Here is an 18,273-nt window from a genome sequence, read left to right as displayed (position 1 = left end):
GTTCAGGAGGAATGCAAGATGGACGAGACATTTATAAATTCTTATAGGAGTCCACAATTAAGTAATAATTGGCTTTTGAATGTAAATCCTTTGAACAAAATGAATATCTATGTGGCTTTAGGGTTGGTTACATTATTCTTTCAACATTGGCAAGTAAATGTTGGTATTACGCTCGTGTTTGTTATGTTAGCGATTGCTTCAGGTCGTTTCAAAAATTTTATTGGTCCATTTCTGAAGCTTGGTTTGGTCATTGGTCCTTTTTTCTTCATTGTTCGTGCCATCTTTTGGCCAGGTGAAAATATGATATTTCAATATGCCATTATTAATATTACACAGGAAGGAATCGATTTAGGCATTCAATATGCAACGATTATGTTAGTCGTATGTGGAATACTGGTTCTTTGCACAGTTACGATAAAAGCAGAAGATTTAACATACTCCTTGGAAAAAGTCGGTGTACCGCACAATATCAGCTTTATGATTTTATCATCGTTACAGTTAATTATCGATTTAAAGGATAAAATGAAAGTGATTATGGATTCTCAAAGGTCAAGAGGAATAGAGACAGAAGGTAATGTATTTGTACGAATCAAAGCTTTTGTTCCCGTCTTAAGCCCGCTATTCTTGGGGGCGATTTCTGGAGCAGAAGAAAAGTCAATTGCTATGGATGCTAGAGCATTTTCATCTACCAATCCTAATACGCATTTGCGATTTCTTCGTCCTACACCAGTTGTTGAGAAAGTAGTGGTGATACTAGTGGACATTCTTATTCTAGGTCTCATTATTTGGGGGATAACATTATGAGTTATATGGAATTGAAAAACGTATCTTATCGATATCCACTTGCGGAAGAAGATGCGTTAAAAAGTATTAATTACCATTTTGAAGAAGGTAAGTTATATGGCATTATCGGTGAAAATGGCGGTGGAAAAACAACATTTTGTGATTTAATAAAAGGGCTCATTCCTAGTTTTTATGGAGGGGATTTGACAGGAGAAGTTTTTATTAAAGGGAAAGAGATTCGCGACTGGGAAAGCAGTGCGTTGGCTTCAACCATTGGGTATATTTTTCAGAATCCTTTCACTCAAATCAGTGGAATAAAAGAGACCGTTTTTGAAGAAATAGCATTAGGATTAGAAAATTTAGGTGTGGACAGAGAAGAAATTATTGAAAGAGTCACCAAAGTTGTTAAGCAACTAAAAATAGAGCACTTGATTAAAAATAATCCCAATAAGCTTTCTGGCGGACAACGTCAAAGGGTTGCGTTTGCTTCCATTATTGCAATGGGGACGGATATTCTTGTGATAGATGAACCTACTTCGCAGTTGGATCCTAAAGGTACGTCAGATATCTTTGAGATTATTCATTTGTTAAAAGAACAAGGAAAAACGATTCTTCTTGTTGAACACAAAATTGATCTAATAGCTGAATATGCAGATGAAGTGTTGGTTATTAAACAAGGAGAATTAATTACAAGTGGAACAGCGAGTGAGGTTTTCTCTGATGTGGATTTATTAAATAAGGGCGTTAATATTCCGCAAATTGCGTTGCTCAGTAATGATATGAAAGAGCAGGGACAACCCTTCGGAACCTTTGCTATCACTAAATCACAGGCGATGGATCAAATTTTGAAAAAAGGTAGTGAAAAGATATGTCAATAGAAGTTAAAAATGTTTCATTTGCTTATCCTAATGGATATGTTGCAAATGAAGAACTTAATTTCACTATTGCAAAAGGGGAGCGAGTGGCAATTGTCGGGCAAAATGGCGCAGGTAAAACAACGGCAGTAAAGTTGTTGAATGGTCTGCATAAGCCCACCACAGGAGATGTATTAGTAGATGGTATTAATACTAAAGAGAAGACGGTTGCTCAAATTTCTAAACACGTAGGTTATATTTTTCAAAACCCGGATGATCAAATCTTTAATAACACGGTTAAGGCGGAATTGAAATATTCCTTTAAACACTCCAATCTAACAGATGAAGAGATTAATAGTCGAGTGGAACGTGCAGCTGGATTAACAGGGATACAAAAATATTTGGATATGAAGCCCTTTGATATTCCATATTCCATTAGAAAGTTCGTCACTATCGCTGTCTTTGTCGCATTGGACACGCCTTATTTAATCTTGGACGAGCCGACTGCTGGACAAGATATTAATGGTATACAACGGCTTGCTGAATTGTTGAACATATTGCAGGAGGAAGGAAGAAGTGTGATTACCATTACGCATGATATGGAATTTGTCGCTGATAACTTTTCAAGAGTGATAGCGATGGCTAACAAGCGTATTATTGCCGATGATTCAGCAAGGAATATTTTTTGGAATAATGACATTGTGGCAGAATCTAATATTAGCAAACCTCAAATAGGTGAATTAGCAGAAGGTATAGGTAGTGATAAAAAGATCTTATATAGACATGAGTTACTTGAATACCTTACTCAATCATAGAGATTTTTCCTACTGGAAGTTGCTAGTATAAATACCTTATCTTATACGCAAAAGGGAATGAAAAAAATGGAAAATAAATATGACTTGATTGTTTATGGAAGCTTGAATATGGATTATGTTGGTTACGTGGACAAATTACCGGAACCTGGTGAAACGGTTGCCTCTAGTTCTTTTAATATCGGTCCAGGTGGAAAAGCAGCAAATCAGGTGATTACAGCGGCTAAATTAAAAGCAAAAACGGCAATGGTTGGTCGAGTAGGGGATGATCATATTGGAGAAGTGATGAAAAATGAACTTGCTCTAGCTGGCGTCGATGATGATAACGTATTGATTTCATCAGGTATTCAAACGGGCATTGCAATGGTAAGTGTGGATCAAGCTGGTCATAATTCCATTGTTACCTACAAAGGTGCAAATGCAGTGATAACCGAAGAAGACGTTACGCAATCGTTAGAAAAATTGAAGCGATCAGAAGGGGCGGTTCTTCAGCTGGAGATGGATAAACAAGTAGGAGAACACATTATTCAAACCGCTTCTAATCTTGGAAAAAAAATCATTCTCAATTTAGCCCCAATTGTAGAAATTGATGCTGAAATTCTAAAATTGGTTGATTTATTAGTGGTTAATGAACCAGAGTCTTCTTTTTTAGCAGGAATGGATGTAAACTCTGTTGATTCGGCTAAGAAAGCTCTAGAAATCATTTCTAATATAGGAATCGACAATATTGTCATAACTTTGGGTGGGGAAGGTGCCGTTTTTAAGACAGGAGAGGTAGTCAAACACTATTCTGCTCCAAAAGTAAATGTAGTAGATACAACGGGGGCTGGAGACTGTTTTGTAGGAGCGGTATCTTTTTTATGGATCAGGAGCGGTGATTTAGATATAGCGGTAAAACATGCAGTAAATATAGCTGCTCTTTCTGTGATGAAACAAGGAGCGATCACATCTTTGCCTTCTCTAGAGGAGTACAAGGAATCTATTCATTCAAATGAACTCGATTGGAATGAACTCAATTTTATGGGATAATACAAAGTTTTTGAATAGGGTGCTTTACTAGCAAAAAAAGCATAAAAGAAAAGAGTACTAGGGGGTGGGGCAACCAGATTTGGAACGCCTGCCTCACTTATAAGGTTTCCGATCATTAAGTAACCATAGAAAATACGGAGTGCAAGCTTTCATCATATTTTTGTGCTCGACGCATAGGGAAAGGAATGAATATAAGTATGATAGAAGTAGATGAAGCTAGAAACGTGTTAGATGATGAACAAAGTATTCAAGCATTTGATGATATCGTTTTTCAAAGAGTATTGGGAGCTAGTAAGCATATAAGTATGATAGGCGATATGATTGAGTCTATTGCATGGAATGGAAAGAAAAATAATTTATCCGTGCAAAGTGTAATAGATAGGATCTTAACTATTTCTCAATTCTTTATTGAGACGAGAGGCTCAGCAAGTCAGGCGATTAGTAATGCGATTAATATTATGATCAAAAATATTGAGGAAGTTAGAAATTTAGATAGGGAAGAAGCGACAAGAATTATTATCCAAAAGAAGAACGATTATCTTATGCAATCACAACAAGCAATAGATAAAGTAGTGAAATACGGGACTAAAGTTGCCTCATCTATGAAAACAATCTTGGTTTTTGATTATTCAAGTACGGTAAATAAATGGCTTCAAAACTTAGAAAAAGAGAATAAAACTTATACAGTCATTATACCAGAAAGTAGAATAATTAATGGTGGTTATCCATTTGTACAAACCTGTCAAGACGCTGGTCATCGTATTAAGTTTATACCAGATGCAGCGATTATGTATTATTTAAAGAATTGTGATGGCGCCTTTTTTGGTGCTGAGACATTTTATCCAGATGGAACAGCCTTTAATACGACCGGTTCAGATATCGTCGGGTTAGTATGTAAAGAATTTAATATCCCATTATATGTGCTGACACCGATGATAAAAATGGATATTAGAGCGATGTATGGATATAAAAAAGAATTAAAGATTAATGATTTAACAGAAGAATTAGCTTCCGATTGGGATAAGAATATAAAAAGTAAAATCGATTTTGATTGTCCAGAACTACTAGGCGTTGAATCGAAATATATAACCGCAATTATTACGGAAGAAGGAATCATTCCTGCTAATCAATTATTTGAAAGCAGTAAGAGATTCCATGATCGTTTGAAGGGGGAATAACAATTGAGTATGATACATTCGAATGGTGTAGCTTTATCCATGGTACAACCTGATCCTTTACCAGGTAGTTACCGACATACCAATAAAAAAATAGCTGAGATTATCGACCAAACATTAAAGGAAACCGAAATGGTGTTGGAAAATGGTTTTGACGGTATCGTGCTGCAAAATATGAATGATATGCCTATCAAGCAATTCTCTTCACCAGAGGCTATTGCGTATATGACTAGAATAGGGGAAGCGATAAAAAGAGAATTCCCTAATCAAATATTAGGTGTATTAATGAATTGGGATGGCGTAGCAGGTTTATCGGTGGCAGATGCGATTGGAGCAGACTTTGTAAGAGTAGAACATTTATTTACTGGTGTGGAAGTAACAAGTGCCGGGCTACTAGAAGCACAATGTGTAGAAATTAATGAACTTAGAAAAAGAATTAAAAGCAATATTCCTGTATTTGCTGATGTATATGAAGTACATGGAGTGCCGTTAGGTAAAAAGCCTATTCAAGATGCTGCTTGGGAATCAGTGCATGAGGCATTTGCAGATGGCTTATTTATTGCTGGTAAAAATCCGAGTGAAAGCTTAGACTTAGTCAAACAGGCAAGAACGAAAGTGAAAGACACACCAATCTTTTTAGGTGGAGGCGCAACAGGAGAGAATGTATATGAGCTTTTGCAACAATATGATGGTGTATGTGTTGCAACATGGATTAAAAATGGAGACATGAAAAATCCAATAGACCCTGAACGCGCCAAGATATTTATGGATGAAGTCAAGCGTGCAAGAGAAGTAGTGAGTAGGGTGTAGGTTAAGAGAGCTTAGTTTGATATTTTTATAAATGCGCGGCAAAAAAGTCGGAAAACCATAAGTGTTAATAGAATTTATCTTGAGCCGATGTTGAAAGAACTCATTGCTTGCATTGCTACAATTTTAATTGATTCATTGAGCATATCAAAAAAAGTAACAATTATCCCGTCAAAAAGGGCTAATTGTTACTTTTTGTATTAGGGAAATAAAGAGTAGACTTAGTTCAGTGTGTATTTCCATATAAATGTAGACATTATATAAAATCTATCTCTATAGATGATTAATTTCTTCATATCCCCTTCCAGATTATTTCGACATTATTATACAAAATTCCAGATAAAGAGCACAAAATTTTATGTATCTCTGATGGATTTCTCCTTATAATTTAACTACATTGTGCAGCGCAAAATAATTCCAGCAGTTGGAGATGAGACAAAATGAAGACATTATTAATTGCAGATGATTTAACAGGAGCGCTAGATTCAGGTGTTCAATTTTCTAAAAAAAAAATATCTACCACGGTCTATTTAGGGATAGAAGAAAGCATTAATTCCTACTCTGAGGTTGTCATAATTAACTCAAATAGTCGTCACGACAATCCACAAATAGCTTATAACAAAGTAGCAAATATACTAGAAAAACATGCCAATCAATTTGATTTAATCTTTTTGAAAACGGATTCTGGTTTGAGAGGGAATATATCTGCCACGCTTAAAGCAGGAATTGATGTATTGCAAGAAACATTAGCCTTTGTTCCAGCATATCCATCTGTTAATCGAAAAACAATTGATGGAACTCATTATATAAATGGACAATTGCTACAGCATTCTATCTTTAAAAATGACTTATCTCGATTATCTTCAAGCCATGTCATAGATATTATAAATCAAGATTATCAAGTTCCTGCACAGTTGATTGGTAAGAATGAAGTATACAGCTATTTAGTACAAGGTCAAGGGAAAAATCTAGTGAATGTTTATGATTGTGATAGCTTGAGCCATTTAGAATCTATTGTGAAAACATTACAAACCAAAGGTCGTTTAACCTTTATCGCCGGTTGTGCAGATTTAGCGCATATTATTTCAGAAAAAATATATGCCAATATTGCCAATCGTGAAATAGTTGGCAATGTTCTCAATGGACCGATGCTGTTAATCAATGGAAGTATTAATCAGGTTTCCTTATCACAGATAAACAAGGCAAAAGTGCAAGGTAAAGCCATTATTAAAGTAAATAGTGATCTGCTGTTTCATAAAGATATTAGTATACCTTTTAAAAAACTTAAAGATGAGTTGGTTAACGAATTAAGACAAAGCAAATTTGTACTACTAACTTCCGTAATGAATGAGAAAGATATAATTCAATTGAAACAGTTGGCTGAAAGCTATCATATATCAGGCAGAGATTTGGCTGCGAATATTCAGAAAAAAATAAATATGATTGTAAAAAGTGTTTATTCAGAAATCTTTATTGAAAAACTAGTGATTTTTGGTGGGGAAACAGCAATGGGAGTCTTAGAGACCTTAGAAATCAAGGATTTAATTCCTATAGGAGAAGTTAGCATGGGTATACCCTACGCCATAGCAATGCATGGTGAAAATAAAATTCGAATCATCACAAAATCGGGAGCACTGGGAGAAGAAGATATTATAAATGATATTGAACAGTATCTTAATCAATTCTCCAGCTTTATGGAGGGGACGATATGATAGGAATCACAATGGGGGATGCAAATGGTATTGGTCCAGAAATTATTCTTAAGGCTTATCAAAATAAGCAGTTATCAGGTGAATTTATAGTGATAGGAGATTTTACTGCTTTAGAGTATTGTAATAAGCGATTGAACTATCAGCAATCTCTTCATTTGATCGATCATGTGGGCGATTATCGACCAAATGCACTGAATATACTGGATATGAATCTATTAAGGGAACGAGATATTAAACCAGGAGAGTTATCTAGAAAAGTGGCAGCTGCCTCAAAAGAATATATTATCAAAGCTGTTCACTTGGCATTGGCAAATTATTTGAATGCAATAGTTACTCTACCTGTTAACAAAGAGGCTGTTCGCTTAAGTGATCCATATTTTACAGGGCATACAGAATTAATTGCTTTTATATGTCAAAAAGATAGCTACACGATGATGTTAGTTTCTGATAAATTAATCGTCACTCACGTTAATACCCATATTTCGATGAAAGATTCGATTAAAAATATAACAAGGCAGAAGGTTGGTGAGGTTATAAAGTTAACTTATGAGGCTATCAAGCAGATGAAGGAAAAACCCAAAATAGCAGTAGCGGGCCTTAATCCCCATGCAGGTGAGGGAGGAGCATTTGGAAAAGAGGAGATAGAAGAAATTCGACCAGCAGTGGAAGAATGTAATAGAAATGGTACGCCAGTTGAAGGGCCTATCTCACCAGATACCGTTTTTCACAAAGCAGTCAAAGGTGAATTTGACGCAGTTGTATGTATGTACCATGATCAGGGCCATATACCGATGAAGCTATTATCCTTTGATACAGGCGTCAATGTGACGCTGGGTCTTCAAGTGCTGCGAACAAGTGTAGACCATGGGACAGCATTTGATATTGCGTATCAAGGGAAAGCTGATACAAATAGTTTAATGCATGCATATAGGTATGCAGAACATATAAAAACTAAAGGGGGTGAGTAAGCATTCATTATTTTTGGATTTAATAAGTTAGTATAACAAACTAAGAATGTTTAAATGAAAGAAAAGGGGTTCAATGTAAGCGATTTCTGTTGAATAGAGTAAATAAAAAAAGTTTTAACGGGAGGAAAATATGAAAAAATATATGAAATTTTGGGCAATGTTAATACTGATTTCAAGTATATTGATTATTACAGGTTGTAATTCTGATTCAACGGATTCGGATAATTCATCTGCTGAAGAGTCTAGTGAAAACGAAGGTTTTTCTTATCTAATGCATGATAAGTTTATAGACTGGCTACAAGAGAATAATTGGTATGAACACGCAATAGAAGCAACAGATGCTGACATTGAATTTGTAGCAGGTGGATCTAATGATGATGAGTACTATTCTTCGGTAGATCAACAAATCATTAGTGGTAGCTTCCCTGACTCTGGAATCGTTACAGTAAATCAGGCAACTGTCTATGGAACGGAAGGTGCTTTTTTGGACTTAAAACCCTTTATAGAAGAGCATGCTCCGAATATAAAACAGTATATTGCAGATCATCCCAACTATGAGAATCTAATTACTACAGATGAAGGTGCGATTTATGGTGTGGTAGCAGAAGCGCCAAAGTTTGCAGATTTCCTTTTTTATCGAGCGGATCATTTTGAGAAAGCAGGAATTACGGAAGAACCTCAAACGATTGAAGAATTTACCGATGCGTTACGACAATTAAAGGAATTTTATGGGGAAGATAATCCAAACTATTATCCTATGATTGGCAGAGAAGGATTTATTCGATTTCAAAGTGTTTTTAACGCCACTGCCAATTTTGAAGATGGAGTATTTTCAGGTATTTATGGTAATGCCAAGACAGGAACAGATCTGTATTCGGAAGGATACAAACAAATGGTTGAATGGTATCACACATTATATGACGAAGGATTGATTGATCCAGAGTGGGTGGCTGGTGCATCGACAGAGGAATCCTGGGAATCAAAAATGCTAACAGGTAGTGGAAGTATCGGTTATGATCACTATACACGTCCATCATGGTTTATGGATAATGGAGGTCCTGATAATGATCCGGACTATGATATTCAAATTATGTCGTATTTACAGGATGTTAATGGCAAACCATCTGTTCAGCCTACTGAAACACAATATAATGCCCTTAGATCTATGGTTATCAATAAAGATAGTGAAGACAAAGCAGAAACTATTATTAAATTTTTAGACTATTTCTTTTCTGAAGAAGGACAAGAATTGGTTTCATGGGGAGTAGAAGGTGAAAGTTTTGAAGAGGTAGATGGAAAAAAACAATTTATAGTAGATTTTTCAGAAGAAGAAACGACTCCAGCAGGTGAACCAAGATGGTCTTTTCTAAATGATCGATTAACATTTGTTAAGCCAATTGATAATAACGCCTTTTACCAATGGAATACAGATTTGGTACGTGAAGCTGCATTGGATTTGTTTACTGATGAGAATTTGGAAGTTGGTATCAATATTACTTATACGGCAGAACAGTCGCAACAGATTGCCAATCTATCTGCTACTGTAAATGAAGCAGTAATAGCAGGGGTTACCAAGTTTGTGACTGGAGAGAGAGATTTAAGTGAATGGGATGATTTTTTGGCTGAAATGGAAGAAGCAGGATACCAACAAATTGTGGGTATTCAACAAGAAGCCTATGATGCACTTTATAAATAGAATGGCATTGGAGCACAATTTTTCTCAAAAGATAGAAGACTCGGTGAATAGCCGGGTCCATTCTATCCATCAGAATAAAACAATAGAATGGTGGTGTGAAGGATGAGATCCGGATCTGTTACATTTGTTAAAAGCACATGGAGCTACTTAAATAAGAACAAAATGTTAATCTTTATGTTACTGCCTGGGCTAGTAATGCTGATTTTATTTAAAGTTGCGCCCTTAGGGGGAATGATGATTGCATTTCAAGATTTTAGTGCCTTTCAAGGTGTGTTAGGGAGTCCTTTTGTAGGATTAAAGCATTTTCAACAAATGTTTGAAGATCCCTATATTTGGACTTTATTTAAGAATACCGTTTTGCTAGCATTTTATACACTAATTATCTCGTTTCCCATTCCAATTATTTTTTCTCTATTATTAAATGAATTGCGGATTAAATATATTAAAAATGCAGTGCAATCACTTAGTTTTTTACCTTATTTTATTTCAGCTGCTGTAATGGTGAGTATTGCTTACACATTATTATCGCCATCTAATGGGTTAGTAAATATGATCTTAACATCTTTTGGTATGGAATCTATCTTTTTTATGGCAGAACCAGGGTGGTTCCGAACTAATTATGTCACACTTCATGTATGGCAAACATTTGGATACTCTGCCATTGTTTATATAGCCGCTATGTCTTCAATAGATCCTGGGTTATATGAATCGGCTTCTTTAGATGGTGCCAATCGATTACAGAAAATTATTCATGTAACGCTGCCATCTATCAAACCAACAATATTTGTCATGTTAATAATCAGCGTTGGTGAAATCTTGACAGTTGATTTGGATAGAATTTTATTAATGTATAACCAAAGTGTTTATGAAACAGCTGATGTAATTCAAACCTATGTATATAGAATTGTTTTTGAAAATACAGGGTTTCCAGAATATAGTTATGGAACAGCCGTTAATCTATTAAAATCTGTTATTGCATTTATTTTAGTGGTTGGAACAAATAAACTTTCTACTAAATACTCAGATTCAAGGTTGTTCTGACTGAGAGGTGAATCATGAAAAAAGTAAACTATTTTGATCTGTTTAATCATATTTTGTTGTCGTTGGTAGCGTTACTCTGTATTTTCCCTTTTTTACACATTCTTTTCCTGTCTATTAGTGATGGTAAATTTATAGCAAACGGACAGGTTACTTTTTTTCCAAAGAATCTTAATATCGAAGCCTATAAATATGTCTTAACGGACTCAAAGTTAAATATATTGCAAGGTCTTACCAACTCCGTCATATACACATTTTTTGGAACCCTACTAGCCATTATTGTTACGTATATGACAGCTTATGTATTATCAAGAAAACAGTTTAAAGGTCGTTTTTTCATTATGAGTTTGTTTATTTTTACGTGGGTATTCGAGGCAGGGATTATTCCACAGTACATTGTCTTTGAGAAATTAGGTTTTGTGAATAACCCATTAGTCATAATTATACCGAGTGCAATTGGTGTGCAGTATTTGATTATAACCAAAGCATTCTTGGAAGGTCTGCCATATGAGTTAGAAGAAGCAGCTTATATTGATGGAGCCAATGATTTTCAAATAATGTGGAAGGTGTTTCTCCCTATTTCCAAACCAATTTTAGCAACAGTAGGAGTATTTTATGCGGTATTTATTTGGAACCAATATTTAATACCTCAAATCTACTTGCAAAACCCAGATTTACAGACTATTCAAGTTCTGCTTAAAAAATTAGTAATTAGTTCAGGGGATTCAAATACTGCATTTCAAACCATTATTCAAAATGGAATTATGCTAAATCCATCAAATTTAAAAGCAGCTGCGGTATTTCTAGCAATGATTCCAATTGTATGTGTGTACCCTTTTGTACAGAAATATTTTAAAAAGGGTATATTGATAGGTTCAGTAAAACAATAATAGGAGGTTGTATCATGGAAAACAAAAATTTAATTACGTTACCAGATATAAAAATGGATGGGAATTTATATAAGAACGAGCGATTGAATATAGTGGAATCTTTACTTCCCAGTTCTTTTGATTCTAATCATGCATGTGATTTATTGGAACTATCGAATGGTGATTTACTTTGTGCTTGGTTTGCTGGATCAGACGAGGGAAATGCAGACATTAGTATTGTATTATCAAGGTTAAATAAGGGAGAAAACCAATGGTCTGACCCTGTTATCATATCTGATAATAATGGATACAGTGAACAAAATCCTTCACTGTTCTTACATCCAAATGGAGAAATATGGGCAATGTATACTGCGCAAGTTTCAAAAGAATCAGCTGAGGGGGTAAGGTTTAATCTACAATACACCTCAAAAATTTATCGAAAAATATCTACTGATAATGGATACACTTGGGGTTCAGCAGAAGTCATGTTTGATCGTGAAGGTTCATTTTGCAGACAAAAAATACAAGTGCTTGCTAATGGAAGGTGGTTATTTGAGAATTGGATTTGTTTTGATGATGATAGTCACAACGGAAGTGATATCACGATAGTCAATATATCAGACGATGAAGGTAAGTCATGGAAGGCAGTAAAAATCCCAAATAGTCGAGGGCGAGTACATTGTAATGTTTTGGAAGTAGAAAAGGGACATGTCATCGGATTATTTAGAAGTAGGGCAGCCGATAATATTTATTTTGCCCAATCTTTCGATAATGGAGATACGTGGACGGAACCAATTCGAACGGAGTTGCCTAATAATAATTCTAGTATCTCAGCGATTAAACTGCAAAGCGGTAATTTAGCTTTGATCTATAACCATTTACGTTTTAATGATTTACAGGATATTACGGTGTGGCCTTTTGAGAGATGCCCTGTTACAGTAGCGATTTCTGAAGACAATGGTAGAAGCTGGCCTTATAGAAGACATATTGAAATAGGTGAAGGATATTGCGGTAATAAAAACCGATCACAGAACAGACGATATGAATACCCGTGTATTATGCAAGACAAAAATGGTTTGATTCATGCAGCATATTCGTTCGGTAATCGAGAAACAATGAAGCATATTGTATTTACTGAAAATTGGGTGACTGGAGAGGAGCAGGGAGTTAAATGATCAAAATTCAAGGCATTATTCCTGCTATTGTAACACCACTATATACGGATGAATCGATTAACGAAGAAGCATTAAGAATTCAGATTAATCGTCAAATTGCCAGCAATGTTTCAGCTATTTTTTGTTTAGGAACGAATGGTGAATTCTACGCCTTTACTTATGAGGAAAAATTGCAAATCATATCAATTGTAATAGACGAAGTAAGGGGAAGAATACCTGTTATAGTTGGAACAGGATGTATTACGACTCAGGAAACTATCACATTAACCAATTATGCTCAAGAGGCAGGAGCAGACGCGGTATCAATTATTGCACCGTATTTTGCTGAAGCTTCTCAAGCACAGCTGCATGCTCATTTTTCACATGTTGCGCAGCATTGTAAGATACCAATTATTCTTTATAATATTCCTGCTCGAACAGGCATTAATATTCATTATCAAACAGTGGTTTTACTAGCTAAACATAAGAATATTGTAGGAATAAAGGACAGCAGCGGTAATTTTGACAATACACTAAGATACATTGAAGAGACAGATCAGGAATTCATCGTTCTATGTGGTAATGACTCGCTAATTTTATGGACATTATTAGCAGGTGGAAATGGTGGTATTTCAGGGGTGTGCAATTTATTTCCTGAGAAAATGGTAAGTATTTATGAGAAATACCAAAATAGTAATATATCGAAGGCAAAGGAAATACAGGATAGTATAAGGCCTATCAGAGACACATTTACCTTGGGGAACCCTAATTCCGTTATTAAACGTGCACTTAACTTATTAGGTGAATCAGTTGGGCCGGCAAGATCCCCATTTAATATAGAAAGTGATGAAACAGATAGAGTCATTATGCAAGCGTTAAATCAATTGATGGAGTAATTTAGAGAGAATGGAGAGAGGAATAAATCTATGAGCGAAATGTTAAATTATAGCGTGCTATTTCCAAACAAAGTTTTTTTTGGCGAAAATAGCATGAATGACATAGCAAAAATACTAACATATGAACAAGCAAAGCGTGTATGTATATTGACTGGTCAAGGAATGTGGGAAGCAGGTTTTATCAACAATGCTATACGTTTAATAGAAAAAAATGATTGTGCTGTTCAAGTTTATCGTCAAGTGCCACCAGAGCCAACAATTGATGATATCAAAAAAATACATGTAGATATCAAAACATTTGAACCTGACATTATCGTTGCTATTGGTGGCGGAAGCGTAATGGACACGGCAAAAATTATGAGTTTGACCTTGAAAAATCCATCCTTGTTATATGATTTACAGTTACTTGAAGCTGATGATTATACAACGATAAAAACAGTTATGATACCTACCACATCTGGAACGGGAGCAGAAGCTACTGCTAATGCCATTGTATTATTTCCGGAAGAAGATTTAAAAATCGGTATTATTCATCAGCAATTCACACCAAACTATGTAATATTGGATCCAAAATTAACAGTTTCGTTACCAAAAAAATTAACTGCCTCGACAGGAATCGATGCATTGTGTCATGCTTTAGAATCATATATTTCTTTAAAGAATAATCCATTTTCAGAATTAATGGCAATGGAAGCGATTAGGCTGATTTGTGGGAATATTAAGCAAGCATACCATCGTGGAAATGATATGGAAGCAAGGTTGAATATGCAACTTGGCGCTTTTTATGCGGGAATGTGCTTGGCTACATCTTCTACGGTTGCTGTACATGCATTATCTTATCCACTAGGTGGAAAATTTAAGATCCCACATGGTGTATCTAACGCGATATTGCTACCTCATGTGATGGAAATGAATAAAGATGCTATTAGAGAGCAGTTGAAAAAGGTAGCTCCATATATGCTTCATGAGAAAAGGTATGAGGAAAATAATGCCCCAGAGAAGGTTATTGAATATTTATATGAGTTAATGGAGGATTTGGGCATTCCTAAGACACTTACTTCATTTGGCGTGAGGGATTATGATATTGATTTTTTAGTGAGAAATGCAGCAAAAGTAACACGGTTATTAGATCAAAATCCTAAAAAATTATCATCTAAAGATATTTATGAGGTGTATAATCGTATTTTATAAACTTGGGTATCAGTACCATAGATTTAAATGACCAGTAAACGTATTATTTTAATATAAACAGTATTGTTGGCAAACGTTAAGACACATCGAGGTGATAGTGTGGAGGAGTATATTGTTCAATATTTTCATTCACCTTCTCGAAAACAGAAGGAACATTCGAGTTATATCACATGGGCAGGTCACAGAAAATGCAATCATAATCATGTGGTAGGTCCAAGGGTATTAGAAAACTACAAAATGGTTTTTGTAGTAAATGGAAAGGGTTATTTAACACAAGGAAAGTGTACCAATAAATTAATCAGCACTGGTGATATGTTTGTTCTATTTCCCAGAGAAAAACATTATTATTTTGCCGATCAGGATGATCCATGGGAGATAATATGGGTTTCATTCAACGGGGATCAATTTGCTTATTTATTAGATATTCTAGGATTGGATTTGCAGCATTGCAATATTCATAATGTTATAACACATGATATAACGAATAAATTATTGCTGTTAATTAATGAACTAGCAAATGACGATGATGCACAATTTCTTTGTCTGGGTTATTTTCTGCAATTATTGCATCATATCTCACAAATTGTTTCATCTAACGGAAATAAGGTTAAAACCCTGGAAATTCAGGATATGGTTCAGAAGGCATTATTATTTATTGAACAAAATTACTACATGAATTTAAATGTAGACATGCTATGCACACACGTGAGTTATAGTCGTTCTTACTTGTCTAGACAATTTAAGAAGGAAACAGGCATGAGTATTCCGGAATATGTTAGTAAAATTCGGATTCAAAACGCTTTGGTATTACTGCAGGAGACAAATCTATCGATCCAAGAAGTTGCTGCCTCAGTTGGAGTGCTTGATCCATTTTATTTTTCGAAAATATTTAAAAAAATAACTGGGCTTTCTCCTAACGCCTACAAAGAAAAATTACGAAATTAAAGAAAACGATAAGGAGATTAATATGACTAGAGTGAATACTGCAGAATTAAACCGTTGGAACAGCACCATTATATCGATTTGTTCTTTTGTTAGCTGTATGTTTTATGCTAATTTTAGTTTCTTGATGACCAACAGTTTATTAATATATTACGTACTCCTACAAGGGTTTAATCTAGGTGAACCAACTGGCTTTTGGTTTGTTATCTGTTGTATCCCGCTTGGCCCCTCTCTTGTTGCTTTATTTAGTACGATGAAAATCTTTATTGATACAAAAGAATTTAGCTTTACACAATATTGGAAAAGTTATTTTCAGAATTTTAAACAAAGTCTCTTAGCTTGGTTTTGCTTACTGTTTATTATCTGTTTTTTATATAAAGATATTGAATTCTTCCAAGAAAGCATTATGGGCAGCTATATTGTGCCATTCTTTTGGTTTCTTTTTATAATTTGTCTTTTGAGCATGTTATACTTTTTTCCTTTGCTTGCTATGTTTCACTTAAAGACATGGGATCTCATGAAATATTGTTTTTCATGTGTAATCACTTATTGGAAAACAACTATTGTATTGATTTTTACGATCGTTTTGGCTGTGAATCTTACCTATCTATTTCCAAGTTATATGACTCTATTTGTATTCAGTCTTACGTCTTATACCATTTTATTGTTGTTGAGAGAAGTACAAATGGATACTCGAAAGAAAATAAAGGAAGAAAATTAATTTGACGAATAATAATCTGTTATTTTTCCCTGTACTAAAAATAGGTATACTCATTCAATTATTCAAACTGTTGATAAACTGTACATCGGCAGTTTGAATAATATTTGGAAGTAAAATTAATAACTAAGTGTATAAATTTGGAAATGAATGTGTTTGAATAAGTATACACTATGTTTATGAAATTTTAATCCCCCGAATTAACAAGCTTATAAAAAGTAAATGTGATAGGTGCTATTTCATACTCTCTAGCCTCCTACCTCCATAAAACTGTTTTTACTTATCAGTCAATTTCCTGTCCTATTTGTGGTTAACTATCTAACGTCAAAAGTATAAGAATCACTGTACAACCTATCCCCTACCATCAAGACAAAAATTGTTACAAGACCTATTGCAGGTACACAATTTATTCCATACGATAAATATACGCATGGTTATAAACTACAATAGATGGAGGTTAATAGTGATGTTAAAAAATAAAGATAGCTTTAAAGTTTTACAATTAACTGATTTACACATAGGGGAAACCCCTTTAAATGCAGATGACCAGAAAACATTTGATCTGATCAAGTCTACAGTTAAAGAAATCGATCCTGATTTAATTGTGGTGACAGGAGATTTAATCTGGTCTGAGGGTGTAACCGATCCTGAAAAGAGTTTTCATGAACTAATTGAAGTATTTAATAGTATAGAGAAACCGATTGCAGTCACATATGGTAACCATGATACCGAAGAAGGAATTACTAGATCTGACTTAAGAATATTAGAACGTAAACTATTACATGCCGTTGAAAAGAAACATAGTTTTATTGTGGAAGACCGAGAATCTTATTGTGTGGAAATAAGGGAGCAAAACGGAGATCTAGCGCATGTCCTTTATATAGTAGATAGTGGCGCCAATGATCCACTTGAAATTGGTACTTACGAATTTGTTCATCCCAAACAAGTGAATTGGTTTTATGATGTATCAGGCCTTTATCAGCAGGAGAAAAAGCAAGCAACAGAAGATCTATTATTCCTCCATATTCCACTCCCTGAATATCATGAAGCCTGGAAAAATGGTAAAGCATACGGTTATAAATATGAAGAAGTCTCTTCGCCAGCAGTAAATACAGGCTTATTTACCTCTTTACTATTAAACAAACAAGTGAAAGGTGTGTTCTGCGGGCATGATCATGATAATGATTTCGAAGGGAGTTACCATGGAATAAAGTTATGCTTTGGAAGAATTACAGGTTTTAACTGCTATGGTGATCTGCCACGTGGTGGAAGAGTAATTGAATTACAGATTAATCAGTCTGGTAGTCCTAAATAAATTTAGTAAATCTATTCGTCGAAAGAATAAGGATATGGTGTGTCGAATTTTGTGCTTGAAAGAACAGAATATACCAGATTTTATGGAACAAATAAGTTCCCAGGATATTCATATTCATAAATATTCTGTTACCAACGAGACACCTGAGTTACGGAGGATAAATATTCATGTTGATGGAATAAATAAGAAAAGGTTTTCTGAGTTATTTAGATTACTATCAAACAATGAGGAAGTGAAGGAAATGGAGTTGGTTTATAAAGATTGAGAATAAATTTATGAGATGCATTACTAAACAATAGTATGATGGGTTGCGT

17 protein-coding genes are annotated in these 18,273 nt (G+C 34.7%); all 17 read left to right on the top strand.

The genetic code is table 11. From position 1 onward, the window contains the following. Window positions 1–18 precede the first annotated feature (18 nt). The 17 genes from E0E32_RS18410 (at window position 19) to E0E32_RS18330 (ending at window position 17,959) form a co-directional block, all read left to right on the top strand. Window positions 19–804 carry an energy-coupling factor transporter transmembrane component T gene (locus E0E32_RS18410; RefSeq protein ID WP_165445076.1) on the top strand — a complete coding sequence of 262 codons (786 nt, stop codon included), beginning with the start codon at window positions 19–21 and terminating at the stop codon, window positions 802–804. Continuing rightward, on the top strand, window positions 801–1,661 hold the full coding sequence (locus E0E32_RS18405) for an energy-coupling factor ABC transporter ATP-binding protein (RefSeq protein ID WP_130860418.1): 861 nt from the start codon (window positions 801–803) through the stop codon (window positions 1,659–1,661). Before E0E32_RS18410 ends, E0E32_RS18405 begins: the two co-directional genes overlap by 4 nt. Next, on the top strand, window positions 1,652–2,452 hold the full coding sequence (locus E0E32_RS18400; protein WP_066190909.1) for an energy-coupling factor ABC transporter ATP-binding protein: 801 nt from the start codon (window positions 1,652–1,654) through the stop codon (window positions 2,450–2,452). Before E0E32_RS18405 ends, E0E32_RS18400 begins: the two co-directional genes overlap by 10 nt. 57 nt (window positions 2,453–2,509) lie before the next feature. Continuing rightward, entirely contained in the window at window positions 2,510–3,478 is a 969-nt protein-coding gene (locus E0E32_RS18395) for a ribokinase (protein ID WP_078060044.1), read from the top strand. Between the two features lie 197 nt (window positions 3,479–3,675). Next, the gene (locus E0E32_RS18390) at window positions 3,676–4,656 is read left to right on the top strand and encodes an IF-2B domain-containing protein (RefSeq protein ID WP_066190913.1); all 981 of its coding nucleotides are present in this window, start codon (window positions 3,676–3,678) and stop codon (window positions 4,654–4,656) included. A gap of 9 nt (window positions 4,657–4,665) precedes the next feature. After that, entirely contained in the window at window positions 4,666–5,463 is a 798-nt protein-coding gene (locus E0E32_RS18385) for a BtpA/SgcQ family protein (protein WP_066191310.1), read from the top strand. Between the two features lie 437 nt (window positions 5,464–5,900). Continuing rightward, on the top strand, window positions 5,901–7,172 hold the full coding sequence (locus tag E0E32_RS18380) for a four-carbon acid sugar kinase family protein (protein WP_130860417.1): 1,272 nt from the start codon (window positions 5,901–5,903) through the stop codon (window positions 7,170–7,172). After that, entirely contained in the window at window positions 7,169–8,140 is a 972-nt protein-coding gene (pdxA, locus tag E0E32_RS18375; RefSeq protein WP_130860416.1) for a 4-hydroxythreonine-4-phosphate dehydrogenase PdxA, read from the top strand. Before E0E32_RS18380 ends, pdxA begins: the two co-directional genes overlap by 4 nt. A 130-nt stretch (window positions 8,141–8,270) precedes the next feature. Continuing rightward, a complete protein-coding gene (locus E0E32_RS18370; protein ID WP_130860415.1) occupies window positions 8,271–9,836 on the top strand; it encodes an extracellular solute-binding protein in 1,566 nt (521 codons plus the stop codon). Between the two features lie 102 nt (window positions 9,837–9,938). Further along, on the top strand, window positions 9,939–10,877 hold the full coding sequence (locus E0E32_RS18365) for an ABC transporter permease (RefSeq protein WP_130860414.1): 939 nt from the start codon (window positions 9,939–9,941) through the stop codon (window positions 10,875–10,877). 14 nt (window positions 10,878–10,891) lie between these two features. Beyond that, complete coding sequence (locus E0E32_RS18360) at window positions 10,892–11,764, top strand: carbohydrate ABC transporter permease (RefSeq protein WP_130860413.1); 873 nt, start codon at window positions 10,892–10,894, stop codon at window positions 11,762–11,764. A 14-nt stretch (window positions 11,765–11,778) separates the two neighbouring features. Then, complete coding sequence (locus E0E32_RS18355) at window positions 11,779–12,918, top strand: sialidase family protein (RefSeq protein ID WP_130860412.1); 1,140 nt, start codon at window positions 11,779–11,781, stop codon at window positions 12,916–12,918. After that, window positions 12,915–13,793, top strand: a complete 879-nt coding sequence (dapA, locus tag E0E32_RS18350; protein WP_130860411.1) for a 4-hydroxy-tetrahydrodipicolinate synthase — start codon at window positions 12,915–12,917, stop codon at window positions 13,791–13,793. The genes E0E32_RS18355 and dapA overlap by 4 nt, the downstream gene beginning before the upstream one ends. Before the next feature lie 30 nt (window positions 13,794–13,823). Then, on the top strand, window positions 13,824–14,984 hold the full coding sequence (locus E0E32_RS18345) for an iron-containing alcohol dehydrogenase (RefSeq protein WP_130860410.1): 1,161 nt from the start codon (window positions 13,824–13,826) through the stop codon (window positions 14,982–14,984). 66 nt (window positions 14,985–15,050) lie between these two features. Then, on the top strand, window positions 15,051–15,929 hold the full coding sequence (locus E0E32_RS18340) for an AraC family transcriptional regulator (protein WP_165445075.1): 879 nt from the start codon (window positions 15,051–15,053) through the stop codon (window positions 15,927–15,929). A 22-nt stretch (window positions 15,930–15,951) separates the two neighbouring features. Beyond that, window positions 15,952–16,647, top strand: coding sequence for a DUF624 domain-containing protein (locus tag E0E32_RS18335; protein ID WP_130860408.1), 696 nt, complete (start codon window positions 15,952–15,954; stop codon window positions 16,645–16,647). A 463-nt stretch (window positions 16,648–17,110) separates the two neighbouring features. Further along, window positions 17,111–17,959 (top strand): metallophosphoesterase family protein, encoded by an 849-nt coding sequence (locus E0E32_RS18330; protein WP_130860407.1) that lies wholly within the window; start codon window positions 17,111–17,113, stop codon window positions 17,957–17,959. The last annotated feature ends 314 nt before the right edge of the window (window positions 17,960–18,273 follow it).

This window comes from Gracilibacillus phocaeensis, assembly GCF_900626275.1.
GTDB lineage: Bacteria > Bacillota > Bacilli > Bacillales > Amphibacillaceae > Gracilibacillus > Gracilibacillus timonensis.
Note: the sequence above shows the minus strand (reverse complement) of the source record. Positions and strands in the feature narration are given on the sequence as shown.